Here is a 17,252-nt window from a genome sequence, read left to right as displayed (position 1 = left end):
GGTCCGATGGTTGATTTCTACGGACCTGCTGTATGGCGTCGATATCGCCGGGATTTCACGCGGCAGTGCCGGCCACACCGGCCTGCTGCACCTGCGACCACGCGGTGATCGTGCGGTCGCTGACCTGCAGCGACCAGGTGGCAGCCGTCGCACCGGTCCGGGCGAATGCCCCGATCAGCACTCCGGAATCCGTGCAGCGCACGAGGATCTCGGGATGTGCCGCCGACCTCGGGTCGGAGGTCACCGTCAGGGTGCGGTTGCCACGCAGCGGCACGCACACCGCGGAGGTCCAGCGCTGCCAGCGCTCCTTCAGGTCGTGTTGGTCGACCGTGTCGTCATACGGGGAGAAGCAGGTGACCAACCCGGACGGGGCGGCGTCCGGCGTGAGCCACACGACCGTCTCCGGGTCGCTGTGCCCGTCGACCTGCACGGTCAGGCGAGCCGTGCCGGCGTCGTTGTCCTCCGTGACACGCAGGCGCTGAGCTGTCGAGCTGAGTTCCGAACCTGTCGCCGTCCAGTTCTGCGGGGTGGCGACGCCCCAGCCGGGTCCGTAGCAACGGTCGAACCTGTCGAGTTCACCGCCGGCCCAGAGGCCGGCCGACCAGCGCGGATTGTTGGCGAAGGCACGGGTGCGTGGGTATGGCGCGCGAAAAACGTTACGCCCGAACGGCTTCCAGGCGACGACACCGCCTGCCTCCGCGGCAAGCCGGACCGTCTCGTCCGATGGCTGCCGGGCGGACTCGTCGTGGTGGGCGTCGGCAGCCGACTGCTGACCAGTCCTCAGGTCGGCTTCGGCAGCTCCGATGTCGACTCGAAAAGCGCTGCCGTTCTTGAGGTTCCGATGTTCGGCGACGATGCCGCTGATCAGGCCGAAGCCGGCGGGGGACTGCACGGTCACCGCGGTGTCTCCGGGAGAGGACCAGCACAGCTGGGCTCCCTCGTCGAGCACAGTCTGCGCGGCCGGTAGCTGGCCGGCGTCGCGCACCCCCAGGCCGTCTCCCAGCGGGGAGTCCGCATCGTCGATCCGCAACCGGCCGCTGCGCAGGCCGACCAGGTGGTAGGCGCGCAGTAACGGCTGCTCGCTTCCGTCGACCCGGAACCGTTGCGACAGACCCGAGGCGTCGAGCGTGACCGTCGCCGTCACGGTGGTGTCGTCGATGACCTCGGTCAGCTTCAGCGAGTCGGCGTCACACCGCGCGACGTCGACGGTGCGCGGGTTGCCGGCCCGCCACCCGGTGACTCGGCCGCGACCCGCGGTCGGCCACAGTGCGGTCCACACCGGCCCGAGATGTCCCTCCCGCCATACCTCGACGGTCCCGTCGACGGCGGCTCGAAGTTCGAGGTCACCGGCGCGCAGGACGGTCGGCGCGGGCTGTGCCGCGTCGACCGGCATCGGGGGCGGCACCAGGTGTGGTTCCGGACGGTAGGTGAAGCCCGGTAGCTCCGCGCTGAGCACGACACGGTTGTCGATGTCGATCACCGTGTCGATCTCGACGGTGCCGATGGCGAAGGGCACGGCGACGACCCGGCGGCCGGCGACGACCGTGACGTCCTGGTCCATGTCGTTCGGCAATGCACGCGGGATGAACGACGTGGTCCGTTGCGTCACAACGGCATCCAGCAGATCCTTCGGCAGGGCGGGGAGCACCTGACGCAGGACGAGCGGAAGGAAGTTGTGCAACTGCACGTTCCCGTCGGCACCCGGCACGGTGCGATGCACCGCGAGGCAACCCACCCGCCGATAGAGCGTGTATGCCGGGCCGTTCGCCGGGTTCACGGTCAACCGGAGCACCGAGTAGGGGCTGTGCACCATCCGTTCGACGGCAGCACCGAACAGTTCGGCGGTCAGCATGCCCCCGCGATGGGCGGGCGCCACGAAGAACATGTCGGCGATCAGCTCGCCCGGACCGGCAACCCGCCGGCCGTCGGAGTGGAAGAGGCCGAAGGTGCCGATGAGCCGGTCGCCCTCGACGGCGACCAGGAAGGTGTGGGTGTCCCGGTCCTGCAGCTCCTGCACGAGTTGGGCCGCGGTGATGCCGCCGTCGATCGGGTTGGGGACGTCCCGGTGCCGGTTGAACAAGGCTGCGACGGCCTCGGCGTCGGCGGGGACATAGTCACGCACGAGGGTCGCCATGGTGCGTTTTCCTTTCGTTCAGGCAGCTGCTTCGGCTACGCGTTCGGTGACGGTGAGGGAGCCGGAGGCGACGACCTTGCCGTCGACCTCGGCACGCACCTGGACCGAGCGCAGGGCGCCGAAGCGCTCGCCGAGCTTGGCCGTGAGATCCAGTCGGTCGCCCGGGCGCACCAAGGCGGCGAACTTCACCTTGTTGATCGCTCCGAGGTAGCCGACCTTCTCCGAAACATCTTCTGCCGCACCGGTTTTGGCTTGCTCGAGGTGCTCGGCGATGTAGACGACCGCGACCAGTTGTGCCATGGCCTCGACGATCAGCACGCCGGGCATGATCGAGTGGTTCGGATAGTGGCCGGCGAAGTACGGCTCGGAGATCGTGACGTTCTTGACACCCTTGCCGCTGCGGCCCGGGTCGACGTCATACGCCTTGTCGATCATCAGCATCGGCCAGCGGTGCGGGAGCATGGTGAGCAGCTCGTCCGCGCCGTACCGCCGCACGGCCGGCTGGGGCTGGGCGGTCATCAGGCGGCCTTCGCCTCGATGAAGTCCATCATCGCGTTGATCGAGCCGAAGGCGGCGGTGTCGCTGTCGGAGATGCCGACGCCGAACTCCTCCTCGACCATGACGACGATCTCGAGGGTGTCCAGGGAGTCCATCTCCAGACCGCGGCCGAAGAGCGGCTGGTTGTCCGAGATCAGTTCCGGGGAGGTCTCCAGGCCGAGCCCGTCGATGATCCGGGACTTCAGCGTCCAGCTGTTGTCGAAGCGCTTCTGCGCCGTCGCCTTGATGGTGTCGTAGCTCATGACAGGTTCTCCTTCAGTGATGGTGTGTCGTGGTTCTGCGGCCGGTCAGGAAATGCCGGCCCGGTCGTGAAAAAGACTGGCGTGCACCGTTATCCGTTGATCATTCCGCCGTCAACAGTCAGCACCTTGCCGGTGATGTATGCCGCCTGCGGGGACGCCAGGAAGGCGGCAGCCGCCGCGACGTCCTCCGGCTCGCCGATGCGGCCGAGGGGGATCACGCCGAGGGCCTGGTCCAGCGCCTTCTTCGGCACGGCGCGGGTCATCTTGGTCTGGATGAACCCCGGTGCGACGACGTTCACCCGGATGCCGCGTGCCGCGACCTCGCCGGCCATGGACTTGGCGAGCGAGATGATGCCGCCCTTGCTGGCCGAGTAGTTCGGCTGGCCGGGTCGGCCCGCGACACCGCTTGTCGAGGCGACCATCACCACGGCACCGCCGGTGCGGTACATGTGCTTGATCGACTCGCGAGCGCACAGGAACGTGCCGGTCAGATTGGTGTCGATGACCTGGGACCACTTCGCGGACGACATCGCGGCGATGAAGCCGTCGGCCGTCACACCGGAGTTGAGCACCGAGACGCCGACGCGGCCGAAGTTCGACGAGAGCTCGGAGAACATCGCCGTGACGTCCTCCTCGACCGCGATGTCCGCCCGGACCACGTAGGCCTCCCGGCCGAGCGCCCGCACGCGGTCGGCGGTCTCGAGGGCCCCCTCCTTGTCGCTGTTGTAGTGAACGGCCACATCACACCCGCACTCGGCGAGAGCGATCGCGCAGGCGGCTCCGATGCCCTTGGAGGCGCCGGTCACCAGCGCCTTGGTTCCCTCGGCGTACTTGATCATGACGTCATTCCTTCGTGGTCGGTGTCGGTTCGTTGCGGGCGGCTGATGCTCGCCTCGTGGACCAGCTGCACGCGCAGCTCGCTCACATAGGTGTCGTCGCTGTCGGCGGCGCCGGGCAGCCAGGTCTGGTCGACGTCGGGAAGCATCTCGCCGACGGTGAGCAGTTGGTCGTCGGTCAGCCGGCGAACGAGGCCGGCGAGGGTCGCGACGTAGACGGGGCTGGTGAGGTCGACATACACCGGCTTGTCCTCACCCGGCGCCTTGACGAAAACCCTTGCAGGTAGACCGGTTTCACGCGCCCAGCGGCGGATGACGCGGTAGTCGTCGGCCTCGTCCTTCGAGCGTGTGGTCAGTGCGATGTCGGTCGGCCGGACCCGCCACGTCTGCCGGAAGATCACCAGCTTGTCCAGGCTCACCCGGGGGATGTGATCGCCGCCGAGTCCGACCTTGAAGGCGTCGGCCGCGACGATGGACAGTGGCACACCGAAGAACTCCGCCAGCTCCCAGCGGCGACCGTCACCGGCGACCACCGTCCAGTCGTCGCCGTCCCGGTGCAGGTCGAGGTCATCGATCGCGACCAACTGGTCGCGGTCACGGACCGGAGCCTTGCTGAACCCCAACAGGGTGTCGCCCGCGCCGGCCACGGCAGGGACGAATCGCCCGGTGTTGCGGCGCCACCCGAGCGGGAAGACGGGAACGACGCGGCCGGATCCGAAACTCTCGTTGACCGCCGAATGGACCGTGGTCGTGCCCTTGGGCCAGGCGATCGCCGGAGTGTCCAATGACGCGATGCACGCGTGCAGTTCGCCCGCGACGACGGTGAAGTCACCGGACCGGAAGGCCTCGATGTCCCGGGCGATCACCTGCAGGTCGGGGCTGTGCACACCACCCTGCAGCCAGCCCGGGGTCGGGTCGGTGCCGAAGACGCGCTCGAATCGTTCGCGGCACGCGGCGACCGACAGGTCGAGCCGTGCTCGCTGCAGATCCGTGTCGGTGACGTCGAGCACCTCCGACCAGGCCGCCGCGAGGGCGGCCGCCGCACGGTGCAGCGGGAGCTCACCCGGACCCCAGAAGAGGCGCAGCGACTCCGCCCAGATGCGGGCCAGCGGCACGGGTCGGTCGGTATGACGACCCTGGGCCTTGGCGGCCAGCCCGCCGATCGCCGCGACATACTCCGCAGCCAGCCGGCGGGAGAACCACGTCGCCGAACCAGCAAGCATGGCAAGGGGTTCCGCGATCTGGTCGAAGGCCGACGAACCCAGAGTGAGCTGTCCGTCCCGTGTCGTGTCCTCGACACAGACAGCGCGACCGGCATAGGCGCGTCCGCCACCGTGTGAGGACGACGAACCGGTGAGGGTCTCGAACTTCTCGTCGAGGACACGCAGCGCCTCGACGAGTTCGGTGTCGGATCCGGCAGCGGCCACGCCGTCGCGAGCTGCCTTGATCTCGTCCCAGGCGGCCAGGCACTCCGCGCGGATCCGGGCGTCACTGATCGACAGGAGACGGGTGTCGAGCATCTCCTCGGCATCGTCGAAGATCGGGATGTTGGCACCCCAGGTCAACAGCCGTTTCCGGGACAGTCGCTCGAAGAGCGCCACAATCCGCTCGGTGGCTTCCTGCCGGTTCTCCTGCCGGTCGTCGTCCGCGATGATCGACGCGACATCTGCTGCTGTGCGAGATCCGTTGCACAGAGCCAGGATTCGCGTCTCCTCTGCAGTCAGACGCTCGGGCCGGCGTCCGGACACGACGATCTGGCCACCCTCGGGAGTGGTCCGCAGCGTCAGGTCCGCACGCAGGAGGGCGGGCAGGTGCCGTCGGACACCGGGCCGCGCGGCGAGCGCCTCCCCGATCTCGATGACGGCCCAGGTCTCGAGTGCGCACTGCCGCTCGTCGACCAGTGACTTCCCGGGCCGATAGGTGACGGTCTCGTGGTCCGGCTCGATGGAGCTCCAGTGCACGGGCCCGAAGAAGCCGATGGTCTCCGCCTTGGTGCAGTACCGCTGCCAGTAGCGGGCCACCATGCGCTCGCGATACCGCGCCTTGGCGTTGCGTTGCTCCACAGGGCGATTCGCCACCTTGTCGAGATACTCCACGAAAGGTCGGTTCTGCCAGGCGATCGCCGTGCGGAAGGCCGGGTCGCGACACACGTCCTGCAGGAACGCACCGCACCGCACGCTTTCGTCGCGATGCAGGGCCGCGAAATCCTGCTCGGAGAGTCGCCCGGCAACGACCGCGCGATCGGCCTCCTCCAGCGCGGGTGCTGCCAACGGCGCCATACCTTGGATGGCGAAGCCGGCGCTGCGCACCACGTAGTCGCTCCAGATGCGCCAGTCGGTCCCGCCGAGCGGCAGTACGTCGCCCAGCGTCCGCGCCGGTGCATTCTGCAGGTCGGTCATCGTGTCGCTCCTTGGAAATCACGCAGCACCGGGGCCAGCCTCCGGACACCTTCGGCGGTCTGTTGTTCGTCGTTGGCGCTGAAACACAGCCGGATGCAGTTGCGGTACGCACCGTCGGCGCCGAAGAAGGCTCCCGGCACGAAGTTCGCGCCGGCGGAGGTGGCCACGGGCAGCAGGTCCCGGGTGTCGGCATCGGCGTCTCGATGGGTCAGCCACACATAGAAGCCGCCGCTGGGTTTCTCCCAGTGCCAGGGCGATTCGGCGCCCAACAGCTCGGTCAGGCCGTCGGTCATCGCCTGCGCCTGCCGCCGGTATGCCGCTCGGTAATCGTCGATGAGTCCTCGCCAGTCACCCAGCGAGAAGAACCCCGCTACGATGGCGTGATTGAGGGTCGGCGGCGCCAGCGTCATCGCCTCGACGACGAAGGACAGGTCGTCGCAGAGGTGGTCCGGCGCGCTGATCCAGCCCACCCGCAGTCCCGGTGCGAAGACCTTGGAGAAGGTGCCCAGGTAGATCGTGTCGGGTGCCACCGCGACATACGAATCGGGTTGTGCTGTCTCGGGATCGAAGCCGAGCAGGCCGTAGGGATCGTCCTCGACGATCAGGACGCCCTTGGAACGGCAGACCGACACCACGGCGGCGCGTTCGTCCGCCGTCAGGGTGCGTCCGGTCGGGTTGTGCAGCACCGGATTCGTGTAATAGAACGCGACCCGTGCACCGGCTCCTTCGAGCGCCGCGGTGACGGACTCGACGGTGAGGCCGGCGGTGATGTCGACCGGGACGATCCGGGCACCCGCGGCGGTGAACGCCGAGATGGCACCGGGATAGGTGGGTGCTTCACAGATCACCACGTCACCGGGCTGCACCAGCAGCTGGGCGACCGCGGCCAGGCCCATCTGCGACCCGGCCGTGGTGATGACCGAGCGCGGGTCGCGCGGCACACCGCGCATCGCCATGAGTGCGTCGATCGCTCGGCGCAGCCCACGGCTGACCGTCGGTGTCGTGTACTGCAGCACCGTCGGGCCGCCCAGCCGGAGCAGACGGTCGGTGTCGTCCGCCAGTTGGTGCCACGGGATGACGGACAGGTTCGGCATCCCGCCGGCGAAGGAGATGACTCCCGACTGTTCACTGAACAGGTCCGGGGCGGCAACCTTCTCGCGGGTGATCACGATGCCACCGAGGCGGCGGCCGTTGCCTCTTGGACCGCCTCCCACAAGCCGTCGATGGAGGCGAGCCGACCGCTCGCGATGTCCTGGGGATTCAAGCGGATCCCGTAGTGCCGCTCGACCGCGAGGTAGAGACCGAGCGTGGCCATCGAGTCCATGCCGAGCTCGAGGAAGCGGGCGGACGACTGAGGGGACTGCTGCTCCTCGGGGAGGTGGTCAGCCAGCAACTGCGCGAAGTTCGTGTCCATTGTTCTTCTCCTTGTGATCGGTTGATTTCACTGCTGCGTCGAGGGCCTTGCGGTCCGGCTTTCCGTTGCGGGTGAGCGGGATTCGCTCGATCGTGCGGATATGGGTGGGGCGGCGGGCCGGGTCCAGCGTCCGGGTCAGCTCGTCGCGGATCTCGCCGATCGGCCGGTCGCCGACGACGCACAGGACCAACCGCCCGTCGGCGCCCGGCTTGAGCACGACGGCCTCGTCCACCCCGTCGATGCGTTCGGCCGCGGCCTCGATCTCGGTCAGGCTGACTCGGATGCCGTGCCGTTTGACGATGTCGTCGTCGCGGCCGCTGAAGTAGAGGTAGCCCTCCTCGTCCAGCCAGCCCTGGTCGCCGGTGTGCAATTCCAGCCCGCCGTCGTACTCGACGTACTGTCGTTGCTGATCCAGCGGCACCTGCCAGTAGCCGCTCATCATCGTGCGGCCTCGGACGACGATGTCGCCGATCTCGTGCGATGCCAACGTCGCTCCGCTCTCGTCGACGATCCGGACGGTGTTGCCGGGGATGGGCCGTCCCACCGATGTGGGCCGCTCGGCGAGTTCGTGCGGGTGCAGGATGCTGATCCGTTTGCACTCGGTCATCCCGTACATCGACGCGTAGTGGGCGCCGGGGAACGCGGCCAGGATGTCGCGCCAGGTCGACTCACCCATGCGCGCGCCGGTGTTGGTGACCAGGCGCAGGCGGCTGTCCACGGCGTGCCCGCCGGTCAGCATCAGCAACATCTGGGCGAGCGACGGGACCAGTGGCGCGACCGTCACCTCGCGCTCGATGATGAGCTCGACGAGTGAGGTGTCCGACTCCCGGCCGGCCAGCACGAGTGTCGCTCCGGCGGCCACCGTGAGGAAGATCTGGTAGAGCCCGTAGTCGAAAGCGAGGGGCAGCCGCACGAGGACGACGTCCTCCGGGCGGTATTCCAGCACCTGCCCGATGGAGTCGGTCGCAGCAAGGATCGAATCGTGCGGACAGACAACGCCTTTCGGCGCGGACGTGGTGCCGGAGGTGTAGAGCAACAGGGCCGGCTCGGGCCGCGTGCCGACGGGACCGGTCGCCGTGGTCGCCACCGGAAGTTGAGCGCACCACGTGGAGCGGTCGATGACACCTCCGACCGCGTGCCGCAACTCGTCGGAGGGGTCCTGCGCGAGCACGATCGCCGCCTCCGCGTTGCCCGCGATCTGCACCAGCTGGGCGACCTGCAGGTCCAGGTGCACCGGGACGCAGATCACGCCGGCACGCGCTGCAGCGAAGACCAGGGCCACCGTGTGCCGGTCGCTCAGAGCCGTGACGACGATGCGGTCGCCGGCGAAAACTCCAGCGGCAGTCAGTGCCGCCTGGTGTTGCCTCGCCAGCAGGTCGAGCTCGGCATACGAGAGGGTTCCCTCGCTGTCGATCACCGCCGGGTGATCCGGACGGGTGGACACCGCACTGTCCAGCAAATGGTCGATGGTCGCCACGTGGTTCTCCTCCGCTGCACCGGGGCCCGACACCAACTCGTTCGGGCGCTGTGTCTGATCTGTCACGGCATACAGTCGAACCGACGGCTATTCCGTTCTGTTATCGCCGTTTTCAACACCGGCGAAGCGGACACAAAAGAATCTGACCGGGGCCGATGGCCCCGGTCAGATTCGTGTGGTGCGGTGCGGTCAGGCGGCCTTTGCGCCGGCGCGTCGGAGTGTCGCCGGCGACGCGACAGGTATGGCGCGCACCTGCGGCAACTCCCGTTTCGCGATGCCGGTGAGCGTTCCCGCCGGCGGTAGCTCGATCAGCACGCGAGGATCCCTGGCCGCGATACCCCGTGTGACGAGGTCCCAGCGGACGGGTGACACGATCTGGTGGACCAGCGAGTCTGCTGCTGCCGTTCCGGTTTCGAGCGGCTCACCATCGGCATTCGACAGCCAGGGGCAGATCGGGTCCGCGAAATCCTCGTCGGCCACCGCAGCGGCGAACTCCTCCTGTGCGGCGGACATCGCGGAGGTGTGGAACGCGCCGGCCACCTGCAGCGGTCGCACCTTCACGTGGTCGGGGACGACCTGCTCGACCTGCGCGAGGGCCGCGACCGGGCCGGCGACGACGAGCTGACCGGGAGCGTTGCGATTGGCAACCTGCAGGCCCAATCCCTCGATGACACAGGTGAGTTCATCCGGATCGCCGCCGAGCAGTGCCGTCATACCCGTTTCGGCGCGGCGGCAGGACGCGGCCATCGCACGGCCGCGCACGGCGGCCAGCCGTACCGCCTGCTCCGGGCGCAACACTCCTGCTCCCACCGCTGCGACCAGCTCCCCGATCGAGTGGCCGGCCGTCACGAGCGCGGTGGCGTCCCCGGCGAGGTCGACGGCGGACCGGGTCTGCAGCGCCAGTAGTCCGGCGGTCACGAGCAGCGGCTGGGCGATCTCGGTGTCGACGATCGTTGCTGCGGGTGCCTTGGTGCCGAGGTCGACGAGGTCCAGGCCGCTGTCCCGGGACCAGGACTCGACGAGTGCCCTCAGCTCCGGGTCGCGCAGCCACGGCGTGAGCATGCGCGGTGCCTGCGAGCCCTGGCCCGGTGCGACGACCACGGTCGTCCCGGCGCCGGTCATCGCCGCACCGTGCTGAGGCGAGCGGCACGGGGTGCGCGCTGGGTGGTGCCACCGATGGCCCTCAGCAGTGCGCCGACCCGACGACCTTCGCGCGGTGCCTTCGCCGGCGCGGTGTCCTTGGTGGCGTGGCCGGCCAACTGCCCGCGGTCCCCGGGGTGGAGCACCACACCGATGACGGCGACCAGGATCATCGCGGCGGCCATGATCCAGAACGCGTGCTGCACCGCCTCGGCGTAGCCGACCTGCACCACGTGGGTGAAGCGCTCGTCCGGGCTGCTCGTGCCGCCGGATCCGCGTCCGCACGACTCGCCGCCGGCGACGCTGTTCACGACACACTCAGCGGCACTGCGCGGCGCGCCGAGTCGGGCGAAGCCGGCGGTGATCCGCTCGTCGAACTGCTGGGACACGACCGTCGACATGACCGCGAGGCCGAGAGCGCCACCGAAGTTCCGCAGCGTCTGGAACGTCCCGGTGATCTCCCCGTATGACGCGGAGTCGCCCCGGTTCAGGCCGTCCGTGCTGACCGGTGTCAGCACCAGGCCGATCCCGAGTCCGGCGACGATCGCCGGCCACAACTGACCGTTGGAGAACGCCGAGCCGTCGATGGACAGGTCCGTCAGGGTGCTTGCCCACCAGATGAACCCGGCTGCACCGATCGCACCGCCGAGCACGATGGGGCGCTTCGCGCCGGCCTGGTCGAAGATGCGTGCGCCGAAGCGGCTGCCGACGACGAAACCGATGAAGAACTTCAGCATCGCCAGACCGGAGTCCTGTGCCGAGATGCCTTGTGCCGCCTGTCCGTAGACGCTGAGGAAGAAGAACAACGGCAGGAACGCGAAGGAGCACGCCGTTGCGGCAAGCGCCGACGCCAGGAAGCCGCGGTCGAAGAAACGACGCAGTTCGATGAGCGGCGTTGCGGCCCGCATCATGTGCGCAGCGGCACCGATCAGCAGCGCCACACCGACGAGACCGACGGCGAGCGCCTTCGAGTGATCCCAGCTGTTGTACTGCTGCAGACCGAGGATGGTCAGCGTCATACCCGCCGCGACGAGCACGGCTCCCGGCACGTCCAGTCGCCCGACGCGGCGCTCACTGTGCACCGGCGTGACGGCGAACACCGCGAGCGACACCAGCGCGATCGGCACATTGATGAGGAAGACGGCTCGCCAATCGTGCACCGCCAGGTAGCCACCGGCGATCGGTCCGATGGCCGTCATCGCACCCGTGATCGCGAAGAACGTCGCCATCGCCCGACCTCGGCGGGCGGGGTCGACCGTGGCGACGACGACACCGAGGGCCGCGGGGAACATCAATCCGCCGCTCGCCCCCTGCAGGACGCGCGCGACGATGAACCAGGTACCCGCCGAGCCACCCGAAGGTGTCACCGCGCACAGCACCGACGAGATGAGGAATCCAGCGACGCCGAGCATGGCGATGCGCTTGTGCCCGACGTGATCGGCGAGCTTGCCGCCGAGGGCGAAGGTCGCCGCAGTGGCCAGCAGATAGCAGTTGATGCCCCATTCGAGGGATCCGTGCGAGATCTGCAGGCCGGTCTCGATGGCCGGTCCGCAGATGGCGACGATGGTCTGGTCGATCATGACCATGGATACGGCCAGGATCGCCGCCACGAGCGCGGCCGAGCGGCCGATCGCGGCGGAAGCTGTGGATGTCATGGCTACTCCCTGAGTTGGTGCCCGGCGGGCCGTGGTCCGTTCCACCGAGTCCCGCGCCTGACTACTCGAGGAGAATGTCGAGGAACCTTTTCGTCCAGTTATCCCGTCGTTATTCGCGACCGACCTATGCTGCAGACGGCAGTCTGCGCGATGGGGGGCAGCTGATCGTGCGGGAGGAAACTGAATGTCGATGACCGATCCGGATGACGTGTGCGACGGCGACCTCGAGTTGCCCGCCGATCTGACCGGCACCGGACTCTCGCCCCAGGTGTGGTCGGCGTACGCGACGCTCGTCCGGCGAGGGGCGTGTCCGGTCGGGGATCTCAGGTCCCTGCTCAACGTCAGCGAACCGCAGCCACTGCTGGACAAGCTGCTGGAGGAGGACCTGCTCGAGGTCAGCGCCGGCATCGTGCACCCGCAATCGCCGCGTGCCGGACTGATCGCGCGGATCGAGGACGAGGAGGCGTCGCTGGCCCGCCGCAGGGCCGAGCTGCAGACCAGCCGGACCGCCGCCGAGCGACTCGCGCAGGAGTTCGACCGGACCCGCGTCTTCCGCGACGACGCCGTCGAGATCCTCAAGGACCGGCACACCGTCATCGATCGGATCAACGATCTGATGCGGTCGACCGTCTCGGACGTCGCGTCCATGGTCACCACCGAGCAGTCACCCGAGGCGCTGCAGGCGGCGCGGGCCGGCGATCTGGCGCTCATCGGCCGCGGCATCCAGATGCGCACGATCGTGCTCGCGGGACATCTGCGCAAGTCCCGTGAACTGCTCGACTACCAGTTGGAGATGGTCGAGGCGGGAGCCTACGTCCATGTGGCCTCGACGCTGCCGACCCGGCTGTCGCTCTGGGACAAGTCGGCGGCGCTGCTGCCGACGGATCCGTTGTCGCCCGGCACCGGTGCCTGTCTGACGACGCTGCCCGGCCTCGTCGACGCGCTGGTGCAGACCTTCGAACGGACCTGGGAGAACGCCTCCCAACCGCTGCAGAAGTATGTCGCCTCCCGCAGCGGCGCCGAGGAATCCACCGAGGACGGTTGGACGCCCAGCGTGCTGGAGTCGGAAGTGCTTCGCCTCCTCGCGGGCGGTCACAAGGACGAGTCCATCGCTCGCCGCGTCGGTATGTCGTTGCGCTCCGTCCGTCGCGTCATCGCCAAGATCAGCGAGGAGCTCGACACGTCGTCGCGCTTCCAGATGGGGGTCCGCGCGATGCAGCGCGGCTTCCTCTGATCCGATCTCACGCGGCGATCGGCAGCTCGGCGACCCGACGCTCGATCTCGAACCGGGTGACCCCGGCCGGTAACGGGCCGAACCTGCTGACCAACTCGACGAGGTCGTCCCAGCGGGGGATGCTCCAGGTCACCTGCCCCCACGCCCCGGCGACCGGTACCCGCTCACGCTCATAGGGCAGGTGCCGGTAGAGCTCACCCACCTGATGGAACGCACGATGCACGGCGATCGGCGAGTCGTCGGCGGCCCGCGCACGCCAACACCGTCCGAACGCCCGGACGGTCGCCACCACCGGGCCGTCTCCGCGTCCGGTCAGCACGGAGGTCTCGACGGCGGCCGACAGCCGGACTCCACCCACGCGATGGGTCCAGCCCTCGATCCGTGGTTCCTCGCCCAGTTCGACGACCGTGCACGGGACACCGGCCATGCCCAGTTGCGCCGCGGCGGTCGAGCGGTGAGCGCCGTCGAGTACGAAATAGCGGTCCTCACCGACCGGTGTGACGGCGATCGGAACGCGGATCCCGTCCCTCGCCAATGCTGCGGCGACCTGACGTAATCGTTCCTGCTGCACTCGCTCGTGCTGGATCAGCCGTCGCGGATCGACGATCAACTCTGCGGTCCCCATCGAGGTCACCTTTCATCAGTCCTGTTGTCGAATCCCGAGCATAGGAAGCCGTTTTCGTACCCGGTATCGCCCGTCAGCGTCCTGTCAGCGGCCGGTCACGCGCGCTGCCTAGCGTCGATGCCAGACGAATAACGATCTGCCCCGAGGAGCACTTCCATGCCGATTCCCGACAGCCGAGCAGCAGCGGACGCCGACTGCGCCACAGCTGTTCAAGGCGTGCCGTTGCACGAGATCGCGGAGCGGTTCGGCACCCCCGTGTGCGTGTATGACGCCGACGAGCTGCGCCGCCAGTGGCGCACCTGGCAGGCGGCACACCCCGGGCCGATCGAGGCGGCATACCTGCTGTCGGCGAACCCGAACGTCTCGATCACCGCGACCACGCGCACCTGGTGCGCCGGGGCGGTCGTCGGGACTCACACCGAGCTCACCAGCGCGTTGCTGTCGGGGTATGACGCGGACACCATCGTGCTCGACGGTCCGCTCAGCTCCGCCGACCTGGTGGATGCTGCCCTGCACGCCGGCATCGGTGCCTTCGCGGTCTCCGACATGGCGCAGGTCGCGCTGCTCGACGATGCCGCCGCTGTCGCCGGCCGCCCGGCTGCCGTCGTCGCCAGGGTCGACCCGGCCGCGCCGGCCGGCGCGGAAGCCTTCCTGACCGCGCTGACCGATCGCCCGTTCGACCAGGTCCGCCCGATCGGCGTGTGCGTGCCGGGCGGTGCGGTCACCTCCGAGACCGTCGAACTGCTCACGCGCCTGCTCGGCCACCTCACGGGCGCATCGCCGGAGGACCGACTGGTGGTGTTGCAGCCGGACGCGGCCGAGCAGGTCGGGCGCGTCGCGTCGTTGGCCGACCTCGGCCGTGTCGTCATCGCGACCGGTCATCCGCAACTGCAGCAGGCAGCGACCCTTTTGACCCGAGTGGTGCACACCGCGCCCAGCGGGGCTCCCGTGAGGTTCGACTGCCCGTTGCCGGATGGTGCTCGCCCGTACGCGCTCCTCGCCGAGCAGGACACCGGGCGACACGAGGACGACTGCACCGCCCGGAACCTCGATGCGGCGGAGTTGCGCCTGGGAGACCTCGTCGCCACCGCCGGCGCCGGCCTGCTCGACCTGCCACTGCCGGTCGGTCACATCCTCAGCCACGGCGTGCCGGCCGAGGTGCTGGTCGTGGACGGCCGAGCGGTCTCCATCCGATCGGCCGCCACGACGGAATATCTGCTGAACCGGCAGAACGTCATGTCGCCCACCACCTGAAATCGCTTGTCACACAACCGCGTTCGTCACCACTACTTCGAAAGGCAAGTCACCATGTCTGTTGCACCGCCCGTTCCGACAACCGGAACCACGTACGAGACGGTCCTGCGAGTGTTGGAGGACGTCTGCGGCCACGAGCTCACCGACATCACTCCCGAGACCTCCCTGTTCCACCAGATCGGAGTCGACTCCACAGGGGTGATGCACCTGCTGATGTGCCTCTCCGACGAGTTGGGAGTCGAGTTCGACGTCGAGCAGCTGCGCATGCGCGACTTCGCAACCGTCGCGACCCTGACCGCGTTCGTGGACCGCGAAACCCGCAGCTGAGACCCCTGAAGGAGCATCACCATGACACTCACCGCACCGGCAACTTCCGAGATCGACTCCACCATCACCGAGGTGGCGGTCCCCACGTTCGCCGTCATCGGCGGCCACGAGGTCGACGACCACCTGGCGGGTCGCGAGGCCGAGACCATCGACGTGATCCGTCGCACCTACCTGCTGCACGACGCCGGGGAGACGGTCAACCCGCCGTCATACTTCCTGCGCTTCCCGGACCGGCCGGACAACCGCATCATCGCGCTGCCCGCCTCGGTCGGCGGGTCCGTCGGCATCGACGGGGTGAAGTGGATCTCCAGCGTGCCCGGCAACGTCGCCCACGGCGTTCCCCGAGCGTCCGCGGTGACCATCATCAACGACCCCGTGACGGGATACCCGTTGGCCTGTGTGGAGTCCGCGATCATCAGCGCGACCCGGACCGCTGCTTCGGCCGCCCTGGCGGCCGTCGAGTTGCGCGACGGCCGGTCCTTCGATCGGGTCGCGATCGTCGGGGGCGGACTGATCGCCCGGTATGTCGTGCGGTATCTCCTCGCGGCGGGAGTGGCCCCGGGGGAGATCGTCGTTCACGACACCTCCGCGGAGCACGGAGCGTCCTTCGTCGATCACCTCCGACGGACGCACCCGGGAAGCTCGGCGCGGTTCACCGACGACGTCACCGAGGCCATCGGCTCCAGCGATCTCGTGGTGTTCACGACCGTCGCACCCGAGCCGTATCTCGACGACCCGGCACTGCTCGGCCATCGGCCGTTGGTGCTCAATCTGTCGTTGCGCGACCTGGGCGTCTCGATGGTGCTGGCCGCCGACAACGTGGTCGACGACGTCGAGCACTGCCTGAAGGCGAACACGTCGGTGCATCTGGCCGAGCAGCACCTGGGCAACCGGGACTTCCTGACCGGCACCCTCGCCCAGGTGGTGCGGGGCACGGTGACGTTGCGCGCCGACCGGCCGACGATCTTCTCCCCGTTCGGTCTCGGCGTGCTGGACCTGGCACTCGCCAAACAGATCTATGACGACCTGGCCACGAGCGGTCGGCTGCGAGAGGTGCCGGACTTCTACCACGACGTGCGACGACTGCCGTGACTCACGCCAACCTCCCGTCGGAGAGGAGAGGAACCTCATGAACGCCCACGTCTGGCTGGCTCACCGCGAGAGCGCCCACGAATCCTGTTTGAGCGCAACCGAACTGGTGCGCCGCAACAGGTACCAGCAGGAAGAGGATCGACAGCGTTTCACCACGGGTGCGACCTTGGCCCGCTTCGCCCTGCGGCACCGCACGTATGACGCCGAGGCCGACATCGCCCGCCGCTGTCCGGACTGTGCAGGCGTCGACCACGGGCCGCTCTCGGCCGCCGGTCCCCACGCCGACGCCTGGTCGCTGTCGGTGTCGCACAGCGGAGACCTGGTCGCGGTGGCGATCGTCCCCGGAGACCGTCCGGTCGGCATCGACGTCGAGGTGGCCGATCTGGCGACCATCGACCGGATCAAACCGCTGCTGTGCGGTGAGCAGGAGTATGCCGAGGACGAGGCCGCCGACGATCGGCATCACGCGCTGCTCACGCGGTGGGTGCGCAAGGAGGCGATCCTCAAGGCGGCCAAGGTCGGCCTGTCGGTCCCGATGCGGCATCTGCGGGTGTCCCCGGCCGGGCGGCCGGCGCAACTGCTGTCCTGGAATCCGGATTCGGTCCCGGACGGTCTCGACCCCGGTCATGTGGCATGCCGTGACGTGCCGCAGGAGGCGTTGGCCGCGGTCGATGCCCGATCGCGCGGAGCGGTCGCCGTCGTCGACACGCGGATGATCACGCTCGACCTGCACTGGGTCGGTGCCGAGCTGTCCGACATACGCGCGAACGCTCCCGAGCTCGCCGCCGCATGTTGACCAGCGGGCCCTGAAACACCCGGCACCGGGCGGCACAACCCCCGCCGGCCGGTGTCGGGCACAACATTT

16 protein-coding genes are annotated in these 17,252 nt (G+C 68.6%); 5 read left to right on the top strand and 11 right to left on the bottom strand.

The features are described 5' to 3' along the window. Positions 1-55: 55 nt before the first annotated feature. The 10 genes from ACZ50J_RS00160 to ACZ50J_RS00115 all read right to left on the bottom strand — a co-directional run bounded on the left by ACZ50J_RS00160 (position 56) and on the right by ACZ50J_RS00115 (position 11,855). Complete coding sequence (locus tag ACZ50J_RS00160; protein WP_464299261.1) at positions 56-2,134, bottom strand: GNAT family N-acetyltransferase; 2,079 nt, start codon at positions 2,132-2,134, stop codon at positions 56-58. 18 nt (positions 2,135-2,152) lie between these two features. Further along, positions 2,153-2,653, bottom strand: coding sequence for a 3-hydroxyacyl-ACP dehydratase FabZ (gene fabZ, locus ACZ50J_RS00155; RefSeq protein ID WP_464299260.1), 501 nt, complete (start codon positions 2,651-2,653; stop codon positions 2,153-2,155). Next, positions 2,653-2,934 carry an acyl carrier protein gene (locus ACZ50J_RS00150; RefSeq protein ID WP_464299259.1) on the bottom strand — a complete coding sequence of 94 codons (282 nt, stop codon included), beginning with the start codon at positions 2,932-2,934 and terminating at the stop codon, positions 2,653-2,655. Before ACZ50J_RS00150 ends, fabZ begins: the two co-directional genes overlap by 1 nt. Before the next feature lie 89 nt (positions 2,935-3,023). Continuing rightward, complete coding sequence (fabG, locus tag ACZ50J_RS00145) at positions 3,024-3,773, bottom strand: 3-oxoacyl-ACP reductase FabG (RefSeq protein WP_464299258.1); 750 nt, start codon at positions 3,771-3,773, stop codon at positions 3,024-3,026. Next, the gene (locus ACZ50J_RS00140; protein WP_464299257.1) at positions 3,770-6,169 is read right to left on the bottom strand and encodes a lantibiotic dehydratase; all 2,400 of its coding nucleotides are present in this window, start codon (positions 6,167-6,169) and stop codon (positions 3,770-3,772) included. The genes fabG and ACZ50J_RS00140 overlap by 4 nt, the downstream gene beginning before the upstream one ends. Then, positions 6,166-7,338, bottom strand: a complete 1,173-nt coding sequence (locus tag ACZ50J_RS00135) for an aminotransferase-like domain-containing protein (RefSeq protein ID WP_464299256.1) — start codon at positions 7,336-7,338, stop codon at positions 6,166-6,168. The genes ACZ50J_RS00140 and ACZ50J_RS00135 overlap by 4 nt, the downstream gene beginning before the upstream one ends. Then, the gene (locus ACZ50J_RS00130; RefSeq protein ID WP_464299255.1) at positions 7,335-7,583 is read right to left on the bottom strand and encodes an acyl carrier protein; all 249 of its coding nucleotides are present in this window, start codon (positions 7,581-7,583) and stop codon (positions 7,335-7,337) included. Before ACZ50J_RS00130 ends, ACZ50J_RS00135 begins: the two co-directional genes overlap by 4 nt. Further along, complete coding sequence (locus ACZ50J_RS00125; RefSeq protein ID WP_464299254.1) at positions 7,552-9,126, bottom strand: class I adenylate-forming enzyme family protein; 1,575 nt, start codon at positions 9,124-9,126, stop codon at positions 7,552-7,554. The genes ACZ50J_RS00130 and ACZ50J_RS00125 overlap by 32 nt, the downstream gene beginning before the upstream one ends. Positions 9,127-9,249: 123 nt before the next feature. After that, entirely contained in the window at positions 9,250-10,182 is a 933-nt protein-coding gene (locus ACZ50J_RS00120) for an ACP S-malonyltransferase (RefSeq protein ID WP_464299253.1), read from the bottom strand. Next, on the bottom strand, positions 10,179-11,855 hold the full coding sequence (locus ACZ50J_RS00115; RefSeq protein ID WP_464299252.1) for an MFS transporter: 1,677 nt from the start codon (positions 11,853-11,855) through the stop codon (positions 10,179-10,181). The genes ACZ50J_RS00120 and ACZ50J_RS00115 overlap by 4 nt, the downstream gene beginning before the upstream one ends. A gap of 190 nt (positions 11,856-12,045) precedes the next feature. Here ACZ50J_RS00115 and ACZ50J_RS00110 point away from each other — a divergent pair, with 190 nt between their 5' ends. Then, on the top strand, positions 12,046-13,089 hold the full coding sequence (locus ACZ50J_RS00110) for a hypothetical protein (protein WP_464299251.1): 1,044 nt from the start codon (positions 12,046-12,048) through the stop codon (positions 13,087-13,089). A 7-nt stretch (positions 13,090-13,096) separates the two neighbouring features. Here the strand turns inward: ACZ50J_RS00110 and ACZ50J_RS00105 are convergent, their stop codons facing one another. Then, positions 13,097-13,714 carry a ParB N-terminal domain-containing protein gene (locus tag ACZ50J_RS00105; protein ID WP_464299250.1) on the bottom strand — a complete coding sequence of 206 codons (618 nt, stop codon included), beginning with the start codon at positions 13,712-13,714 and terminating at the stop codon, positions 13,097-13,099. 156 nt (positions 13,715-13,870) lie between these two features. Here ACZ50J_RS00105 and ACZ50J_RS00100 point away from each other — a divergent pair, with 156 nt between their 5' ends. The 4 genes from ACZ50J_RS00100 to ACZ50J_RS00085 all read left to right on the top strand — a co-directional run bounded on the left by ACZ50J_RS00100 (position 13,871) and on the right by ACZ50J_RS00085 (position 17,183). Beyond that, a complete protein-coding gene (locus ACZ50J_RS00100) occupies positions 13,871-14,968 on the top strand; it encodes a type III PLP-dependent enzyme domain-containing protein (RefSeq protein ID WP_464299249.1) in 1,098 nt (365 codons plus the stop codon). Positions 14,969-15,022: 54 nt separating this feature from the next. After that, positions 15,023-15,295 carry an acyl carrier protein gene (locus ACZ50J_RS00095; protein ID WP_464299248.1) on the top strand — a complete coding sequence of 91 codons (273 nt, stop codon included), beginning with the start codon at positions 15,023-15,025 and terminating at the stop codon, positions 15,293-15,295. Between the two features lie 21 nt (positions 15,296-15,316). Then, a complete protein-coding gene (gene sbnB / locus ACZ50J_RS00090; protein WP_464299247.1) occupies positions 15,317-16,387 on the top strand; it encodes a 2,3-diaminopropionate biosynthesis protein SbnB in 1,071 nt (356 codons plus the stop codon). 88 nt (positions 16,388-16,475) lie between these two features. Next, positions 16,476-17,183 carry a 4'-phosphopantetheinyl transferase family protein gene (locus ACZ50J_RS00085; RefSeq protein ID WP_464299246.1) on the top strand — a complete coding sequence of 236 codons (708 nt, stop codon included), beginning with the start codon at positions 16,476-16,478 and terminating at the stop codon, positions 17,181-17,183. Positions 17,184-17,252: the final 69 nt, after the last annotated feature.

This window comes from Flexivirga sp. G2, from assembly GCF_055397625.1.
The sequence above is the reverse complement of the archived record's forward strand: the minus strand, read 5'-3'. Positions and strand labels throughout refer to the sequence as shown.

Excerpts from the sequence above, each read along its gene's own strand:
- ACZ50J_RS00130 (WP_464299255.1), bottom strand. The coding sequence starts at position 7,583 with ATGGACACGAACTTCGCGCAGTTGCTGGCTGACCACCTCCCCGAGGAG.
- ACZ50J_RS00105 (WP_464299250.1), bottom strand. The coding sequence starts at position 13,714 with ATGGGGACCGCAGAGTTGATCGTCGATCCGCGACGGCTGATCCAGCAC.
- ACZ50J_RS00120 (WP_464299253.1), bottom strand. The coding sequence starts at position 10,182 with ATGACCGGCGCCGGGACGACCGTGGTCGTCGCACCGGGCCAGGGCTCG.
- fabG (WP_464299258.1), bottom strand. The coding sequence starts at position 3,773 with ATGATCAAGTACGCCGAGGGAACCAAGGCGCTGGTGACCGGCGCCTCC.
- ACZ50J_RS00160 (WP_464299261.1), bottom strand. The coding sequence starts at position 2,134 with ATGGCGACCCTCGTGCGTGACTATGTCCCCGCCGACGCCGAGGCCGTC.
- ACZ50J_RS00100 (WP_464299249.1), top strand. The coding sequence starts at position 13,871 with ATGCCGATTCCCGACAGCCGAGCAGCAGCGGACGCCGACTGCGCCACA.
- ACZ50J_RS00140 (WP_464299257.1), bottom strand. The coding sequence starts at position 6,169 with ATGACCGACCTGCAGAATGCACCGGCGCGGACGCTGGGCGACGTACTG.
- ACZ50J_RS00110 (WP_464299251.1), top strand. The coding sequence starts at position 12,046 with ATGACCGATCCGGATGACGTGTGCGACGGCGACCTCGAGTTGCCCGCC.
- ACZ50J_RS00115 (WP_464299252.1), bottom strand. The coding sequence starts at position 11,855 with ATGACATCCACAGCTTCCGCCGCGATCGGCCGCTCGGCCGCGCTCGTG.
- ACZ50J_RS00150 (WP_464299259.1), bottom strand. The coding sequence starts at position 2,934 with ATGAGCTACGACACCATCAAGGCGACGGCGCAGAAGCGCTTCGACAAC.
- sbnB (WP_464299247.1), top strand. The coding sequence starts at position 15,317 with ATGACACTCACCGCACCGGCAACTTCCGAGATCGACTCCACCATCACC.
- fabZ (WP_464299260.1), bottom strand. The coding sequence starts at position 2,653 with ATGACCGCCCAGCCCCAGCCGGCCGTGCGGCGGTACGGCGCGGACGAG.
- ACZ50J_RS00095 (WP_464299248.1), top strand. The coding sequence starts at position 15,023 with ATGTCTGTTGCACCGCCCGTTCCGACAACCGGAACCACGTACGAGACG.